Here is a 16,082-nt window from a genome sequence, read left to right on the forward strand (position 1 = left end):
CGTGTCGCTCGATAAGGGCATCCCGCAAGCGCGCCGCCGTTAGCAACAGGCCGGGAAGCGGTCAATCGCCGCCAGCCGCCCGAAATCGATCTACTGCGGGGTCCGGCCAAAAGCGGTCGGCAAGCACAGGCCCAGCGGGCTCAAAAGCCGTCAATGAAAGGAAGAATAATTAAGTGTTTAGACGCGGGTATGTGACAGCAAACGTGCTACCCAAGCCTTTACCGTTGCTCATTGCGGTAACTGTGCCGCCATGTAGTTCGACAATGCTCTTTACAAGAGTAAGGCCAATGCCAAGCCCGCCAATCCTGCCCTCCGAGGACCGTTCAGCTTGCACATACAAATCAAACAGCCTCGGCAACAGGTCAGGATCGATACCCTGGCCATTGTCCATCACCTGGAAAGTGACCGTGTCGTCAGCGGTCAGAAGAGCCACCGAAATCTGACCGCCGTCCGGAGTGTACCGTGCAGCATTGCCAATCAGGTTGGTGCCGACCTGAATCAATCGTGTTGCGTCCCCAGACACAAGGCATACCTCGTCGGGTAATGACAGTACAAGCTGATGCGATTTGGCTTTGATGGCCGGCCCGAGTTGTTCTACTGCGGTTTTTGTAATGGTGCGCATGTCAACAGCTTGCTTGTCGATGGCAACCAGGCCGCGTGTAACCCGCGATACATCAAGCAAGTCTTCCACAAGCCGGCTCATATGGCCTATCTGGCGCGAAACGATTTGCCCAAGCTGGGCCGCGCGCTCCGCAGACACGGGAGTGGCCTCCAGTACGCTGGCTGCCAGGCCGGTAGCGGCCAGCGGGTTTCTCAATTCGTGGGCGAGAATAGCAAGAAACTCATCTTTTCGGACATCAGCTTTCTGTAGTTCAGCGGCCTTTTCTTGAAGCTCAGCGTTCAGCGCAACGACCGTGTCATTGGTGGCACGCAGTTGTTGAGTGACTGCCTGCAGTTCTTCCTGTTGTAGCTTTAGAGCAGCCATAGCATCGAGAAGCTCCAGATTCTGATGCCTTACCTCGGCCAGTGCTACATTGTCTTGCAGTGTTCCCAATTGTGCGCCTAACGACCCAACCATAGTTGCCGTCAGTATTGGCGCGTCCGCAGGTAGAGCCCGCTTGAGTAACAGCGTGGTGCCTACGTTCTTGGCCGTTGTAATGTCAACGTGGTCCATCAACCGGCGCGCGCCTATGATACCGAGGCCCATCCCGGTTTTCGACTGATATCGCCCTTCAAGGATCGCATCCAGATTGTCGATTCCCGGTCCTTCGTCTTCGACACGGATCACCAGGTCTTGCGCGGTGGTTGCTTTAGAGACCGCAAATTCGATCTTTCCTGAATTTGCATAGTTGTAGATATTGCGGGCCAATTCAGAGACAACTGTGGCGATCCGTACCTGATCATGTGCATTGAACCCGCAAAGTGCAGTGACCTGCCGAGCCCGTTGCCGCGATACCAGCACGTCGAGCTCGGATTTCACTGCGACGGTCAAAATGCGTAATACCAAGGTCAATCACTCCTTTAATTGATGGCTGTCCGCCAAAACAAGTCGATAGCGTGATCTTCTAGTAATGGCCATTCGACTCTCTTGGCATCATGCCTTCAATATCCAAGACATCATAACATTGCTTACTAGAATCTCAGACTTTGCAGTAGGGTTGTGCCAAGCTATGTATGAGATTTTTCTTAATCTTCAAATGCGAGCCTGTCCTCAGAAGCAATTGCGCAATCCTTTCTGTGAATGAGCGTTAAGGGTATCTGGACCCGACTCTTTGCCCGATGCGTGTTCACTCGCAAGAGCGGCGCATAAAATAGCGTGCAGGATCGACTTGTTCGCCTCTATTTAAGTTTTACCAGAATGGTGCCGAAGAAGTCCCGCAGAAATGGCCGCCTGCATCGCTGCGGCAAGTATTGCGTCACCGATCACCATAACGTTAGTGATCTGCTGCCAGTCCAGGTCGTGGCCTTAGCACAAACCACTCAATCTTCTGGCCGCATTTGGAAAACAGGATTTCGGAAGTGTCGGCTTGTTCGAGCGTATCAACAGTGTCAAAGATCTCGCGTGCAATGTAGAGATTGGACGCATGGATTACAAAGATACCGAGATTGAATGGAATGGGACGCGTCGTCTGTGAACGATACATAGGGCTGACTCCAAACAAAAAATAGGATACAGCCCGAGGTCGGGGGGCCGGTGGGTCGAGCGCTAACGTTCTGAAATATAGACTAGGTACCTGGATTCTGTTGTGCAGGGCACGCAAGAAACTGCTTCGGGTCCGACGTCTGGCAGAGGTTTTTTAGCTCCGTATCAGATGGTCTGTACTATACACCGGTTGCAAATGGTCGCACGTATACCGATACAGCCATGCCAACCTAACTCGCGGCTTACCAGACATCATTTACTGATCGCAAGTGAAACAGGGGGCCGACGGTATAGCTCAAGACATAAACCATCATTAAGTTTGCGAAACTTTCACATTCTTGACCGGCGAATCACTAAGACGGTGACATCATCGCGACGGCGTACAAAGTCCCGATAGAGGGTAGCGGCAATGACTGCAGGATGACAGGCACATAATCCTGGATAACTATCGAGATTCCAGCGCGTACCCAGCCCATCAGAATGCATGACAAGCATTGAGTCCGTCATCCATGGAACAGTGAATTCCTGGACTTTGCGCAGGTTGCTTCCGACAATTCCATTGTGCGCCATCATATGCTGGCTGACGTCGCCATCAATGATGCATGCTTCAACGTTGCCAATGCCACTAAATCGCAGTTGCTCTAGTGAACCTTCAATCTGGACCACGGCGACCGCTGCACCGCGGGTTCCAGCCAAGGCGCTATGTGCTTCTCGGATAACAACGGCCGGACACACATCTGCTTTTTGCAGAAGGACATCGACAGCGGCCTGTGATGCTCGTGCGGCATCGGGGCCGTGGCCCAGCCCGTCAGCCACTAGGATAGTAATCGAGTTGGGTTTGCTGATGGCTGCCCAGTCATCACCGCATGCTTCCTCGCTCGCTATGGGAAGGCAAACGGCACCAATATCCCATTGCGTACTCAACTGCATGTCCGCGCGGGCCCAAAGCTGAGCCCACAGCACACTGCCCCGGCCCGAGACGCTATGGAGATCGAAGGCGTCAGCTAGCCGGTTGATGGCGCCTAGCCCGACGCCATACGTCCCAGTGGTGGACGTGCCATCGCGCATGCTTTCCGTCAGGTTGGTTATTCCCGGACCGGAATCAATTGCAAGCACTTCCACTCCGTAAGCCGATTCGTGCGATATCGTCCGAACAATGATTTCTCCGCGACCAGCATGTTTGACTATGTTCGTTGCCGCTTCCGTGATGATGAGCGCCAGCTTGCCGCTCCTGGTTTCGTCAAATCCCAGCTGGCGTGCTAGATCAACCCCAGCCCGTCTTGCGGCAGAGATTTCTCCCAACTCACCCACCTGATATACAGCCTGTCGGCGTGAGTTATTCAGAATGCCTTCCACTTCACAATCTTTACCCTGGTACCTTTACCCGGTGCCGTATCAAGCTCAAACTCGTCAGCAAGGCGCTTGGAACCGCTAAGGCCTAGTCCCATGCCTCCGCCAGTGGTGTATCCATCCGTCAGCGCGAGTGTGACATCGGGAATGCCCGGCCCTTCATCATGAAAGCTCATGCAAACGCCACGACGGCTGCCATCGGCCACTTTCGATAGGTAGGCGTCGCCACCACCGCCATAACGCAATGTATTGCGTGCCAGTTCGCTTGCTGCGGTGATCATTTTGGTTTGGTCCACGGTGCCGAACCCGCTGGAGACCAGGTAGTCGCGCGCAGCCTTGCGTAGGCGTACAACATCCTCGTCAGTCCGTATGGGCATCGTGATGGAGTCCGATTCGGTTAGGGTGCTCGACGTCATCGTGTGTTGCTGCATCAGAAGTATTCCTGTAACGTCGAACGTGAATGGAGATAAACCGCGCGGGACGTCAATCTGAAGGGCGCTCAAGCAAGCGAATGCCTTGCTCGACGTTGAGAGCAGTCTGGACACCGACAAGGGCCATGCCGAGTTCAACCAGCGTAATGGCCACTGCTGGTTGCATGCCAACGAGCACGGTACTAGCATCCAGAATTCGCGCCATCGAAGCCGTGTTACTGATCATACGGCCGATAAACGAGTCGACGATGTCCAGCGCCGAGATATCGATTAGCACTCCTTGCGCACGATCCTTGACTATTCGCTCGGTAAGGTCGTCCTGCAATGTGATTGCCAACTGATCGTGCATGTCTACCTGTATGGTCACAAGTAGCAGACGACCCATTTTTAGGATGGGAATACGATCCATGCCAACCTCACTTTCCGCTCTGCGCGTAGCTGATTGTGGATCCAGTACGCTTTAATGCGACAACAAACGCATCGGCTAGAGTAGCCTTGGTTGTAACTTCTTCAAGGTTCACGCCCAAGTGAACAATGGTCTGAGCAATTTGCGGACGGATTCCGCTAATAATGCAATCAGCGCCCATCAGCCGTGCGGCGGCAACAGTTTTGAGAAGATGCTGGGCAACGAGAGTGTCCACTGTTGGTACGCCGGTAATATCAATGATGGCGATTGCTGCGCCAGTATCCACGATCTTCTGAAGCAAGTTTTCCATGACGACTTGTGTACGTGCGCTATCGAGGGTGCCAATCAATGGTAGAGCAAGGACGTTTTGCCAAAGCTGGACCACTGGAGTGGATAGTTCGAGCAGTTCCTGTTGCTGACGCTGGATTACTTGTTCACGGGTGCTTTGATAGACCTGGATGGTGAACAGGCCGAGTTTGTCAAACAGCGTGCTTGTCACGGCAGTTTGCTCGGCTAGTTCGCGGGCATCATTTGCTAACGCAGTACGCAAATGCGCAAAAAGCGGTTCCTTAAGCGAAAAGATGAACATTGCGGTTTCGATGGGACTGAACCCTTGGCGTACGCGCGCTTGAGAAATTTCTGTCAGCAGCTGCAGGGTATCCGTCCAGTTAGCAGCTTCGATATCCTGTATCTGCCCCGTCTTGATCGTTTCTGCAAGAAGTGGAAGGAAGCGAGACGCTTGCTGACGCGTCGCTTCTTCGGCGGCCTTGTCGCGTCGCACCAGGAGCGAAAGCATTCCAGTGATCCATCCCTCGAGGAGGGAATCGTGATGGTCGATAATGATTCTGGCTAATTGACTACTTTTCTCGGTGCTCATGGGGTTGCTCCTGTACTCCATGCGATCCTGGTTGGCAGGGCATGTCGATGATGTGAAGTGGGGGAAGAGATGGCCTGCCGATAAAATCACTGTCAGGATTTCAGGAGGCGGGGATGTGAGGTGCAGCGCATTGTAACAGAGGCACAGGTTGTGACCTTGAACCGAAGAATATACATTTTTCGGCTCTGTCAGTCGCTAGGCAACGTCCGGTTTGACAAAGGGCGACAGCCAGCAACAGGTCGATACACTGTCCGGAAAGGAATCTATAGCGGCCAGTTGTGCACATCAGACCAACTCCCGCGCAAAATGCAGACGCTCCCGTCAGTGGCATGACACGACATGCAGGCAAGAGTTTCCTGTCTCTTTAACTTGCCCATGCTCATTTATGAGAGTGATGGAAAGGAACTCGGAAACGCTTTCAGGATGTCGGTAAGGGATAGTCGTAAGCAGGTGCTAAGTAGGAATGACGAAATATAGTTGGCTATATGTCAGATATAGGACAAATGCCGCGCTTGTTCGTATGTTACGGTGTGATCCATCTTGGTAGACATATCTGCAACCATTTTCATTTAGGGTGCATATCTTTCTTTTAAGACCTGTCTTAGGTCGAGACGCTTCCCTAGCCAACCTTTAGGCTTTTGACTTGTTTCCTCCCATTGTTGCCGTATCCGTACAAAGGAAACATGATGGCCATCACGCTTGCCGAGGCGCGCTTAGGCGCCAACCATATGCTCGCCCACCTTAGCGATGAGCACTTCGCCCAGTTGTGCACCAAGCTCGATCGGGTGCATTTGGAAGTCAAGCAGGTGCTGCACGAGCCCAACGCTCCTATCTCGCATGTGTACTTTCCCTCCAACGCCGCGCTGTCGAACTTGGTGTTTTTTGCTGATGGCTCAGCGGTGGAGGTCGGCACGGTAGGCAATGAAGGTTTTAACGCGGTAGAACTACTGGCGCGGGCGTCCGCTGCGACCGAGACTTGCATCTGCCAGGTTGAAGGCCACAGCCTGCGCATGACGGCAAGAGATTACCTCCAGGCTATCGATGGGCCCACGCCGCTGCGCCATGTCAGCGAGTGCTACCTGCAGGCTTATCTGTCGCAAGTGTCGCAAACGGCTGCCTGCAATCGCAAGCATATGCTCGAAGCGCGCATGGCGCGCTGGCTGCTCATCACCCATGACCGGGTGCAGGGTCGAGAATTCACGCTAACCCAAGAGTTTCTGGCTGATATGCTAGGTGTTCACCGGCCCAGCATCAGCTTGATCGCTGCCGCGTTCCAGGATGACGGCATCATCCAGTATGCCCGTGGGCACATGAAGATTCTGGATCGTACCAAGCTCGAAGCGCTTTCCTGCGAATGCTATACCTGCGTGCGAGCTCAGTTCAAGCGGGTGCTGGGCGCACCCTATGGTTAAGCAGGAACGCGCGCAAAAAGCGACCCTGGACATCTTGGCACGATGTCGTGAAGTCCGGTTCGGTTTTGTTAGCAAGAGATTTGAGGCGAGATTTTTTTGGATAGATTTTTGTCCCCTGTCGCATTGAGTCATCTCCAGGCATTGCATTACTGGCTGCGCAACGATGCCTCTGGGTGGGACATTGCCTTGCCGGAGAACGAAGTAGTGGCAGCGGGCAAGGAATACCCTCCATTTCCGCTTTACCGCGATGGGTTGCTCATCTGCATGGTCGAGTCGCCTGAAGAAATGTTCGAGCGTATTGGCGACGCTAAACTGACGCACAAATACGAAAAGCTCGTCAATGAAGATCCTGACAATCCGTTGGCATAACGGCTTTGGGTCTAGCTCATATGAAAACACCTTGATCGCTCACGCCTTTCAGAATGTGCAGATGAACGGCAGCTATAGGATGCGGCCCTGGCAGCTTGGGGTCGCGTCCGGCATTTCCTGCCCTAGCACCGTCCGGAAAGTGGCCAGTAGCCGCAAACCGCCAGAAAGCGGTCTACTGCCGGGTCTGGCCAGAAGCGGACCGATGAAAGGATCATTTATAAGCCAAAGTAACGAAAACAAATATGCTGCGTTGCACTGTGTTGAGGTTGTCTTCTTCAACTCTCTGGAATTGCATTTAACCAGCAGCCGAAAGGTACTCGGGCTTTATTGCTGCGGAACGTGTGTTCGCGTTTCACAGCAAAATAGCGTAGGTCTACTGCTAAAACATATCCTGCACGAATATGTCAAACACAGAAAGAAGGTGAGCGTACTTGATGAAACGTTCAATGAATCAGTTTGTTTAGTTTGCCGAAAATAGTGCTCTAGGCTGTTTGTGGTCTGAATGGCTGCGGAAATTAAACTTTCTGCTCAAGTACAAGCAGGGGCAATAGAAGTGATCATAGTGGGCTTCCTGAAAAAGATTCGGAGTATGCAACTACTCGACAAATCCTTGATTTGAGGGCCATCTTTGCGGGCTGTTTTGCGATTTAGGCCAACAATGCCTTGTACAAGTTGAAAATGCTGACGACGCTGATCAGTGTGCCGACCAAAAGTAGCAAAGTACGGGTCTTCAAGCGTTGCGTGACCATGGCAGCGAACGGTGCGGCAAACAAGCCGCCGATGACAAGGCCTAGCACCAGCACCCACACGCCTGTTCCTACCATTAAGGTGAACGACGCAGCACCAGCGAGCGCCAGAAAAAACTCGGCGAAGTTGACCGAGCCGATCGTAGTACGTGGGTCATTGCCTGAGCCGACCAGCGACGTGGTTACCACTGGCCCCCAACCGCCGCCGCCGGCAGAATCGACAAAGCCACCGAAAAGGGCGAGCTTCCCAACATGCTTGGGTTCATCGATGCGCGGCGTGATCTTGCGCCATGCTTTGCTGAGGATATAGATGCCCATAATGAGCAGATAGGCAGAAATGAAGGGCTTCATTGCTTTGCCGTCAACCTGGGTAATGAGGACTGCTCCGAGCACGGCTCCAATCATGCCCGGCACCAGCAGACGCAGAAACAGTTTCTTGTTGACGTTGCCGACCTTGGCATGCGAGAAGCCGGATACACCGGTCGTGAAGATCTCGGCAATATGGACGCTGGCGCTGGCCATGGCAGGCGTCGCACCGGCGCTCAGAAGGAACGTGGTGGATGTCACCCCATACGCCATGCCGAGCGCGCCATCGATGGCCTGAGCCAGAAAGCCGACTGCCACAGCACTCCAAAACATTTTGTCCGACAAGGTCTGATCGATCAGGGAAAGCGCGCTGCTGGAATCATTCGTTATCAGGAATCGCCCGACGACAAACACCGTCAGGGTCAGCAGCACCAGAGAGGTGAAGCCCATAGCTAGGCGAATCACCAACGGTTGGGCGATGGCCGCCGAAGTCTGGGTTAAAGGGAGAGGTGGTGACTGTTCTGCTTCGGTGAAGAGCTTGCGATAAAGCTTCATGTTTTCCTTTGCGTATCTCATGGGCGCTGTTGGGTTCGAACAGTACCCGAGGAGTTTAAAACCACAAAGTAATATTTATTTCATCCATTATTACTTTTTCCTATATAGACGACATGGCTATATTCCGTGCATGGGTCCATACAAACAAAAAGGTACCAACTCGCAATACACCGCAAATTACATGGACAAACGATAACTCATCCCCAATCTTCAAAGCTGAGAGCAAAGATTCGTTCCCGCTTTGCAATTTTGTGTCCTATCAGGGCTGCCTCCTTTAGCTACTGCAGCCTTTACCGTGATACTAGGCCGAGTCTCGTCTAAGCCTTTCCAACACAATTTGTCAATAGCCGCCGGTAGAGAAGGGGACAGTCGGCGTGAAAACGGTCATTTTTCGATAAGAACCAAGAAGTTTGGGGTTGTCGGAGATACATGGTGCCGGTCTGCAGTCTCGGGCAGAGATTACCGTTCTCACTACCAATATCTGAGAGGTTTCCATGCAGCAGATGATCGATCCTGACACCGGTAACGCTGGCACGTTGGGTATGGTATTCAGGAGTGCTATTGCAGGCGCAATCGGCGTGTGGGCCGTGGACCGGCTCGACTGGTTTCTGTTCAGGCAGGAGGATCCGCAGGCGCGCCAACTAATCGATCATGTGCGTCCACAAGAGCTTGATCCAGCGCATGTGGCAGCCCAAAAGGCTGTCACATTCATGGGTACATCATTGCACCCGGCACAACCGTACCCCGCCGGAGTTGCAATTCATTAGGCTTAGGGATTGGCCCTGCAGCTCTGTACGCAGCATCGCGAGAGCGCTTTCCAGTGAGTGCACAAGGGCAGGACTTCCTGTATGGCATGGGCATGGGGTTGGGCTTGTTCTTGGTACAGGATGAGGGGTTGAATCAGCTAATGGGTTTGTCGGGCAAGCAGAAGGATTATCCCTGGCAAGCACGCGCGCGAGGCATGGCTGCGCATCTGGTGCTGGTACTGACGATCAGCACGGCTCTGAACCTCATGCGGGCCCCCACCCTGTGCAGCAGCATATGCAACCGCTGGATGACCGCCTAGATGGGACGGAAAGTGAAGGCATGCCGCTCATATTGGACCGCGATGCTACGAACTCTAGCGCCGCCATGCATTGACTCGTACGAAAGTATGCCTCGTGCAGCAAGCATACGTCTGGATCGATATGGATAAGCTTAGGCTTGTTCAAGCTGCTGGTGCAGGCGCAGTGGTGGTATGGATAATGGATCGCTTTGACTGGTTCGCATTCGACCATGTCGACGAGCAGGCAAGGGGCCGCACCGAGGCTGTGCGTCCGGACGGGACGGACCCGGCGCACGCATTTGCCGCAAAGGCTGCGCACGCGATCGGAACAGATCTTGGCCCGTCGCCTGCGCATCAGCACCCGGCGGGATTGCTGGTGCATTATGCTGTGCCCATGAGCCTCGCCGTGCTCTACGACATACTACTGAGGCAACGTCTGCCGGTGGTTGGGAAGGGGGCGGGATGCTGTATGGCGCTGCAGTTTTCATCATCCTGGATGAAATCATCAACCCAGTCCTCGAGCTTGCCGCGCCACCCAAGTGCTATCCCTTGCAGCGCCATGTGCGGGAGATGACTGCCCATGTGATCTATGCCGCCACAGTCAATGCGCTTTTGAAACTTCGCTCCAGTCATCAACCCCCGTCCCGGTGTGATAAAACATGACAGGAAAACTGGCGACGCACAGGACGCCGAGGCGCTAGCTGACTTCGTTGCTTTTTGTTTGCCCATGATGGCTGCGAGCACATCGTCTATCGCAAGGGTAAGGGCCCGGCGGTCATCATCATGCATGAAGTGCCTGGTGTTTCGGCAGAAGTAATTCGTTTTGCGCGTAAGGTCGCCAATGGGGGCTTCACCGTGTACATGCCGCACGTGTTTGGGGTAATCGGCGTTCTGACAACAGAAACCGATCGCATGAAGGAACTTGCCAAGCTGTGCATCGGCCGGCAGTTCCATGCTTTGGCCGAGCACCGCTCCAATCCTATCGTCGATTGGCTCCGAGCCTTGGGACGTCATGCGATGGATGAACTTGGCGGCCCAGGCGTGGGAGCAGTTGGCATGTGCGTGACCGGCAACTTTGCGCTCACGATGACGCTCGACCCATGGATAGTCGCGCCGGTGATGGCTCATCCTTCCTGTCCCCTTCCTATTACGCCGGCAAAGGTAGCCGCCATCCATGCCACGAGAGACGGTTACAAATGCGCGCCGGCGCATCCGGGAAGACGGCTTGAAGGTATTGGGGCTGCGTTTTGACAGCGACGTGCTGTTTTGCAGAGCTGCACGCTTCGAGACGCTGCGACGGGAGCTTGGAGGCGGTCACCTAAAAATTGTCTACGACTGCTTTCTGATGCATTGCCGACTTTGCGAATCATTCGCTTGAATTGAAGACGTAGCCGGAACGGTGAAGATCTTCAACGCTCCGGCTGAAGACGTCGCTGAACATGGTGCTTACGTGTACCGGAATACGCACTCCGCAAGGCCTATGCCTGGTACACCTCGTTGGGCATGCGGCCCAAGACCATTCTCACTGACAATGGATCGGGAGATTGACGCTTGACACTCCGGCTAGCGCAAGTTGTATTTCTCCATGATGGCCATCCATGCCGGGTCGCGGGGCATCTTCTTCACCAACCTGTTCAAGTCTGCGGCAAGCACCCCTTCCGTCTTCCATATTGAGATAGCGCGTTCGAAGCGCAAGTGCGGCTTGGGTGACGCATGGAGGCCGTCGATCGGCTCGCCGGAAGCGCTTGCCCGCATTAGCAGGTAACGGTAGACGCTATTGGGCAGAATAGTGAAATCGGCTCGACCTGCGGCCACCTTCCTCAGGTTCGACAATTCGGAATTGGCATCCTCGCGCACAATGTCGTTTCCGAACCTGCCTTCGAACCCCTCATACCGATGTCCCAGCACCCCGGCGAAATGAAGTCCACTCATCGATTCGCCATTGCCGTACCTGACATCACTTTCCGTTCGCGATACAACGACGTTGTGGTCGATGAACAGTGGCGGTGTCCAGTGGAACATCAGCTTTCTGGCGTCAACCCAAAAGTTCGGACTCAGAAATAGCACGACACCACCGAAGGCGCCCTTAACCTCCAGCATGCGGTTGAGCCGGTTCCGAGGCACATTGTGCAGCCGAAACTCGTACCTGCCGGCGAAGTGTCGATTCAGATAGGCGACAAGATCGAAGGCCAGTCCGCTCCCCTGGTCTTCGCCCACAAAGGGTCCGTGCGGATAAGGGTTGTAGGCGGGCACCACCTCGACCGCAGCGGCCATGCTCTGTAACAAACTGAAAGTCACCGCAACTGCTGTGCGCGATACCGGCGGCATTCGAAAAACACATGGCGAGGGGCGCATGAGGCTTCAGTGCTGCACCAATTGCGCCGTTGCGGCGGCAACCAGGTCGCGCAGCCATTTGTGCGCAGGCGCGTGGTGTACACGTTCATGCCAGAGTTGGTAGAAGCGCATTGGCGGCAATTCAAGCGGCAGGGAAAAGGCCTTGATCGGCATCGCTTTTTCATAGGCGCGCATGAACTGGCGCCCAGTAGTCAGCACCAAATCGCTATGGGTGAGCAGCGTCGGGATAAGCCCGAAGTAGGCGGATTCGACGACAACGTCGCGCTGCACGCCTTTCTTGGCAAGCAAGGTATCGACGATACCTTCACGGCCCGCCTGCATCTGCGACGGCGCTATGTGTGGCAATGACAGGTACTGTTCCAGGGTCATTTCGTCATGTGTGGTGCGCTGTGCAAACGGTGAATCCGCGCGCATGAAACAGGCCAGTTCGTCATCAAAGAGCTTGGAGATATGCAGATGCTGTGGCGGCTCCGACCAGTTGCCGACCACAAGATCCAGCGAGCCGTCCGATAGCATTTTGACGTAATCGACCTCCTGCCCGAGGTTGTGGATGGCTACCGTGCTTTTGGGCGATTCGCGGCGAATACTTGCCACGATTCTCGGCAAGAACTGGCTGTCGAGGTAATCGGGCGCGGCGATATGGAAATGTCTTGCCTCGCTGGCCGGTTGAAACGCTGCCTTCTGCAGAAAAAGACGCTCCGCTTCGTCCAGGATGCGCTTGGCGGGGGTCAACAGGCTCACGCCATGCTGAGTAGGTACCATGCCGCCTGCGCCGCGCACCAGCAACGGGTCGCCGGTCAAGTCCCGCAGTTTGCGTAACGATGCCGAGACCGACGGCTGCGGCTGGTTCAGTTTCAGTGCCACGCGGGAGACGTTCTTCTCCGTCAATAGCATGTACAGGATGCGGATCAGATGAATATCGAGGTGTTGCGGCAGCGCGGACATAGGTCGTTCCATGGAAAATCAGACAACGGTCGCTTTGGCCATATGAGGAGTCGGGCACAAAAAAGCCCGCCAGCGCGCAGCCAGCGAGCTTCGGTCCTGCGTTAGGGTGCTGATGCGGCGGATTAGAACTCTTCCCAATCATCGGCCGATGACACCGGCTTACGCCCGTTCACCAGTGCGCCGCCTTGCCTTGGTTCGGGCGATGCCAGGCGAGTAGCCGGGGCTTGGCGAACCGCGGGCCGGCGAGGCGTTTCCGGCTTGGCAATCACCGGTACGGCGACAGGTGCCGAAAAGGTGGCTTGCGCCACACCGCTCTCGTCCAGCTTGAAGACGCTGACAATGCGCGACAGGTTCGCGGTCTGGTCCTGCAGTGACTTAGCCGCTGCAGCCGCCTCTTCCACAAGTGCGGCATTCTGTTGCGTCACATTGTCCATCTGGGTAACGGCCAGGTTGACCTGACCGATACCGTCGCTCTGTTCATGGCTGGCGGTGGCAATCTCCCTCATGATGGAGGTGACGCGCTTGACCGAGTCGACCACGTCACCCATCGTCGCACCGGCTTCGTCTACCAACTTGCTTCCTACCTCGACCTTGCTGACGGAGTCGTCGATCAGCGACTTGATTTCCTTGGCCGCCGTGGCGCTGCGCTGAGCCAGGCTGCGCACCTCGGAGGCCACGACCGCAAATCCACGCCCCTGCTCGCCTGCCCTCGCCGCTTCCACGGCCGCATTGAGCGCCAGGATATTGGTCTGGAACGCAATGCCATCGATGACGGCAATAATGTCGACGATCTTGCGCGAACTTTCCCTGATCGAACCCATCGTTTCCACCACCTGTCCCACCACCTGCCCACCTTTGACCGCCTGGTCCGAGGCGACGATGGCCAATTGATTGGACTGGTCGGCACTTTGTGCATTCTGTTTCACGGTGGCGGTCAGTTCCTCCATCGCCGAAGCGGTTTCCTCCAGGCTGGAGGCCTGCGCCTCGGTCCGGGAAGACAAATCCATGTTGCCGGTGACAATTTCGCTGGTGGCCGCTGCAATGGTCGCCGTGCTTGCCTTTACCTCACCGATGGTCCGGTTAAGTGACGCCACGAACCGGTTGAATGCAGACGCCAGTGCGCCGACCTCATCCTCGCTTTCGACTTCCATGCGTCGGGTCAGATCACCATTGCCATCGGCAATCTCGCCAAGCATCCTGGCAGCACGCGCCACCGGTGCGGCGATCGCACGGCTGATCAGGAAAATCACCAGCAGCCCGATACCGCCACCGACCAGCGCGGCTGCCAGCGCCGACACCATCGCCGACTGCGCCACATTGCCCAGCACCTCGGCTTCCGGCACTTCGGCGACGACATAGGCATTCAACTCAGGAACAAACGATGCAGCCACCATCTGCGTGCCGCCTTTGGATTCATAGCTGGCGTTGACGAACTTTTGACCGCTCAGTAGCTTCGCGCTCAACTCCGAATTGAAGCCGGGCGCATCCTTCAGAAAATGCTTGCCGTCGACAAGGGAAGGATCACGGTGGATCAAATAGCTGCCGTTGGCGCGCAGAAGATAGACATAGCCGGATTCGCCAATGCGATACGAGCGCACGGTATTGGCCAAGGTATCGACCGACAGGCCAAGGCCAGTCACTACCGGCTTGTCGGCACCGGCGTCAGCGCGCATATTAATGAACAACATGTACTTGTCGGCGCCGACATCCTTGTCGATGTCGAGCGTGTACGGCTTGCCGCTGGAGAGGAAGCCGTACAGCCACTGGTCGCTGGCGGCGGACTTGTCCAGCGTCCGGTTCAGTCCGGCGTCCGTGAAATACCTGCCAGTCGCACCAGAGACCCAGAATACCGAGGCGGCACCAGTCTTTGCTTTGAGGGTACTTGCGTACTTCTGCCAGCCAGCCGCGTCCTCGTCGATCAGGCCACCCGCTTCCCAATCGAGTAGATAGGTATTGTTGGCGATCGAACGGGAGATGGCCAGCGGCTCACTAATCTGTCGAAGAATGTCATTGCGGATCTCGCCGACCACTGCTGGCAGCTCCGTTGCAATGACGCGTTCCCGGATGCCGTTTGCCGTCAGGATGACGCTCAGTGTGGACGAGATGGCCATGAACAGCAGGAGGCAGCATGCCATGCTGACCACGAGCTTTTGTTTGATGGATAACTTGCGTATCAGCTTCAAAGAATGCTCCGTGAGGTATGAGGGTCCAAGGTAAGGCGGCTAGGCGTCTACCAGCGGTCCTGCTGCGGTTGGCACCTGCTACGGTTCTTCTTATGCGATCCAGCATGGCCAATCTTGCCAATTCGAAAGTCGTCCGGGTGTGTTACAGGATGATTACACCTATAGCTGGATGCTTATAAGCCACAGGCGCACCATATACGTGCGTTTATGAATTCCTTGAACTCCTTGAACTCCTCTCTGCGCATCGCATGCGAGCGCAATTCAATAACCCCCGATATACGGAAATAGGCATGAGCCTTATCGGGAGAGGTCTCAGCGCGATGTGGAAAACGAGGGTAGGATGAACTTTGTCTCCTCCAACTCCTGTGAGTGCGGATTTCACCCTGTAGGCTTTGCGGCCTGCAGGGTTTTTTCATTTGGGCCTTCTCATATAAGGCCCAAATGAAAGCGCTAAGGGCAACGGTAGCGCGGGACGACGCCATTGCTGCGTTTTGCTGCGTCACGGCATATATGCTTTGTGAATGAGGCTCGATCATTTTCTCAAATGACCTTATAGCCTCTATTATTTTGCGCGAATAGTTTTGTATGCGCCGGTTCTTATAATGGGTCCTGTTGTAATTCGTTAGGAGCAAAACATGACAACCATAACGATCGGCTCGCCGGCGTCCTATACCCGGAACGTCCAGCGTACTGCCCATGACTTTCTTGCCGCACTTCTTGGCTTGAACGGTAGGACAAAGCGCCGTATCCGTACCCGTACCCCAAATCCTGCCTGCTCGATGGCCAGCGCCTATGCTGACGTGCTCAGCTACAAATACCAATGCGGCATCAAGGCTTCGGCTTCCCAGACTGCACCTGATCACGGCTCTGCGTTGATGCCCGAGCTATAGTCGGATCTGGTGTACGGGCTGAGCTCTGAAGGTGGGGAGGAAGGCGGTGGAGATTTTGTTGGACAATTT

Annotated in this window: 17 protein-coding genes; 7 read left to right on the forward strand and 10 right to left on the reverse strand. The window is 55.1% G+C overall.

Annotation, left to right across the window (positions count from 1 at the left end):
- Window positions 1-169: 169 nt before the first annotated feature.
- The 5 genes from RY831_RS26375 to RY831_RS26395 form a co-directional block, all read right to left on the reverse strand.
- The gene (locus RY831_RS26375; protein ID WP_326509357.1) at window positions 170-1,507 is read right to left on the reverse strand and encodes an ATP-binding protein; all 1,338 of its coding nucleotides are present in this window, start codon (window positions 1,505-1,507) and stop codon (window positions 170-172) included.
- 966 nt (window positions 1,508-2,473) lie between these two features.
- The gene (locus RY831_RS26380) at window positions 2,474-3,499 is read right to left on the reverse strand and encodes an ATP-binding protein (RefSeq protein ID WP_326509358.1); all 1,026 of its coding nucleotides are present in this window, start codon (window positions 3,497-3,499) and stop codon (window positions 2,474-2,476) included.
- Window positions 3,484-3,924 (reverse strand): ATP-binding protein, encoded by a 441-nt coding sequence (locus RY831_RS26385; RefSeq protein ID WP_326509359.1) that lies wholly within the window; start codon window positions 3,922-3,924, stop codon window positions 3,484-3,486. The genes RY831_RS26380 and RY831_RS26385 overlap by 16 nt, the downstream gene beginning before the upstream one ends.
- Window positions 3,925-3,976: 52 nt before the next feature.
- Window positions 3,977-4,333 (reverse strand): STAS domain-containing protein, encoded by a 357-nt coding sequence (locus RY831_RS26390; protein ID WP_326509360.1) that lies wholly within the window; start codon window positions 4,331-4,333, stop codon window positions 3,977-3,979.
- Between the two features lie 7 nt (window positions 4,334-4,340).
- Window positions 4,341-5,207, reverse strand: coding sequence for an STAS domain-containing protein (locus tag RY831_RS26395; protein ID WP_326509361.1), 867 nt, complete (start codon window positions 5,205-5,207; stop codon window positions 4,341-4,343).
- Between the two features lie 683 nt (window positions 5,208-5,890).
- Here RY831_RS26395 and RY831_RS26400 point away from each other — a divergent pair.
- The 3 genes from RY831_RS26400 (at window position 5,891) to RY831_RS26410 (ending at window position 7,466) form a co-directional block, all read left to right on the forward strand.
- Window positions 5,891-6,619, forward strand: coding sequence for a Crp/Fnr family transcriptional regulator (locus tag RY831_RS26400; protein WP_326509362.1), 729 nt, complete (start codon window positions 5,891-5,893; stop codon window positions 6,617-6,619).
- A 108-nt stretch (window positions 6,620-6,727) separates the two neighbouring features.
- On the forward strand, window positions 6,728-6,988 hold the full coding sequence (locus tag RY831_RS26405) for a hypothetical protein (RefSeq protein ID WP_326509363.1): 261 nt from the start codon (window positions 6,728-6,730) through the stop codon (window positions 6,986-6,988).
- Entirely contained in the window at window positions 6,960-7,466 is a 507-nt protein-coding gene (locus RY831_RS26410) for a hypothetical protein (RefSeq protein WP_326509364.1), read from the forward strand. Before RY831_RS26405 ends, RY831_RS26410 begins: the two co-directional genes overlap by 29 nt.
- 169 nt (window positions 7,467-7,635) lie before the next feature.
- On the opposite strand, the gene RY831_RS26415 is transcribed toward RY831_RS26410, so the two are convergent.
- Window positions 7,636-8,595: a sulfite exporter TauE/SafE family protein gene (locus tag RY831_RS26415; RefSeq protein WP_326509365.1), complete on the reverse strand. Its 960-nt coding sequence runs from the start codon at window positions 8,593-8,595 to the stop codon at window positions 7,636-7,638.
- Between the two features lie 494 nt (window positions 8,596-9,089).
- Between RY831_RS26415 and RY831_RS26420 the strand changes: the two genes are divergently transcribed.
- Window positions 9,090-9,362 carry a hypothetical protein gene (locus RY831_RS26420; RefSeq protein ID WP_326509366.1) on the forward strand — a complete coding sequence of 91 codons (273 nt, stop codon included), beginning with the start codon at window positions 9,090-9,092 and terminating at the stop codon, window positions 9,360-9,362.
- 128 nt (window positions 9,363-9,490) lie between these two features.
- A complete protein-coding gene (locus RY831_RS26425) occupies window positions 9,491-9,661 on the forward strand; it encodes a hypothetical protein (RefSeq protein ID WP_326509367.1) in 171 nt (56 codons plus the stop codon).
- Window positions 9,662-10,051: 390 nt separating this feature from the next.
- On the opposite strand, the gene RY831_RS26430 is transcribed toward RY831_RS26425, so the two are convergent.
- Window positions 10,052-10,429, reverse strand: coding sequence for a hypothetical protein (locus RY831_RS26430; RefSeq protein WP_326509368.1), 378 nt, complete (start codon window positions 10,427-10,429; stop codon window positions 10,052-10,054).
- On the opposite strand from RY831_RS26430, the gene RY831_RS26435 reads away from it, so the two are divergent.
- Entirely contained in the window at window positions 10,424-10,891 is a 468-nt protein-coding gene (locus RY831_RS26435; protein WP_326509369.1) for a dienelactone hydrolase family protein, read from the forward strand. The genes RY831_RS26430 and RY831_RS26435 overlap by 6 nt on opposite strands.
- Window positions 10,892-11,203: 312 nt before the next feature.
- Here RY831_RS26435 and RY831_RS26440 read toward each other — a convergent pair whose 3' ends face one another.
- The 3 genes from RY831_RS26440 to RY831_RS26450 form a co-directional block, all read right to left on the reverse strand.
- Complete coding sequence (locus tag RY831_RS26440) at window positions 11,204-11,938, reverse strand: substrate-binding periplasmic protein (protein WP_326509370.1); 735 nt, start codon at window positions 11,936-11,938, stop codon at window positions 11,204-11,206.
- 63 nt (window positions 11,939-12,001) lie between these two features.
- Window positions 12,002-12,940, reverse strand: a complete 939-nt coding sequence (locus tag RY831_RS26445) for a LysR family transcriptional regulator (protein WP_326509375.1) — start codon at window positions 12,938-12,940, stop codon at window positions 12,002-12,004.
- A 122-nt stretch (window positions 12,941-13,062) separates the two neighbouring features.
- The gene (locus tag RY831_RS26450) at window positions 13,063-15,123 is read right to left on the reverse strand and encodes a methyl-accepting chemotaxis protein (RefSeq protein ID WP_326509371.1); all 2,061 of its coding nucleotides are present in this window, start codon (window positions 15,121-15,123) and stop codon (window positions 13,063-13,065) included.
- Window positions 15,124-15,758: 635 nt separating this feature from the next.
- Between RY831_RS26450 and RY831_RS26455 the strand changes: the two genes are divergently transcribed.
- Window positions 15,759-16,013, forward strand: a complete 255-nt coding sequence (locus RY831_RS26455) for a hypothetical protein (protein ID WP_326509372.1) — start codon at window positions 15,759-15,761, stop codon at window positions 16,011-16,013.
- The last annotated feature ends 69 nt before the right edge of the window (window positions 16,014-16,082 follow it).

Origin of the sequence: Noviherbaspirillum album (genome assembly GCF_035916955.1) — a bacterium.
GTDB classification, from domain to species: domain Bacteria; phylum Pseudomonadota; class Gammaproteobacteria; order Burkholderiales; family Burkholderiaceae_D; genus Noviherbaspirillum; species Noviherbaspirillum album.

Excerpts from the sequence above, each read along its gene's own strand:
- RY831_RS26385 (WP_326509359.1), bottom strand. The coding sequence starts at position 3,924 with ATGCAGCAACACACGATGACGTCGAGCACCCTAACCGAATCGGACTCC.
- RY831_RS26390 (WP_326509360.1), bottom strand. The coding sequence starts at position 4,333 with ATGGATCGTATTCCCATCCTAAAAATGGGTCGTCTGCTACTTGTGACC.
- RY831_RS26395 (WP_326509361.1), bottom strand. The coding sequence starts at position 5,207 with ATGAGCACCGAGAAAAGTAGTCAATTAGCCAGAATCATTATCGACCAT.
- RY831_RS26400 (WP_326509362.1), top strand. The coding sequence starts at position 5,891 with ATGATGGCCATCACGCTTGCCGAGGCGCGCTTAGGCGCCAACCATATG.
- RY831_RS26410 (WP_326509364.1), top strand. The coding sequence starts at position 6,960 with ATGAAGATCCTGACAATCCGTTGGCATAACGGCTTTGGGTCTAGCTCA.
- RY831_RS26415 (WP_326509365.1), bottom strand. The coding sequence starts at position 8,595 with ATGAAGCTTTATCGCAAGCTCTTCACCGAAGCAGAACAGTCACCACCT.
- RY831_RS26420 (WP_326509366.1), top strand. The coding sequence starts at position 9,090 with ATGCAGCAGATGATCGATCCTGACACCGGTAACGCTGGCACGTTGGGT.
- RY831_RS26435 (WP_326509369.1), top strand. The coding sequence starts at position 10,424 with ATGCATGAAGTGCCTGGTGTTTCGGCAGAAGTAATTCGTTTTGCGCGT.
- RY831_RS26430 (WP_326509368.1), bottom strand. The coding sequence starts at position 10,429 with ATGCATGATGATGACCGCCGGGCCCTTACCCTTGCGATAGACGATGTG.
- RY831_RS26445 (WP_326509375.1), bottom strand. The coding sequence starts at position 12,940 with ATGTCCGCGCTGCCGCAACACCTCGATATTCATCTGATCCGCATCCTG.
- RY831_RS26455 (WP_326509372.1), top strand. The coding sequence starts at position 15,759 with ATGACAACCATAACGATCGGCTCGCCGGCGTCCTATACCCGGAACGTC.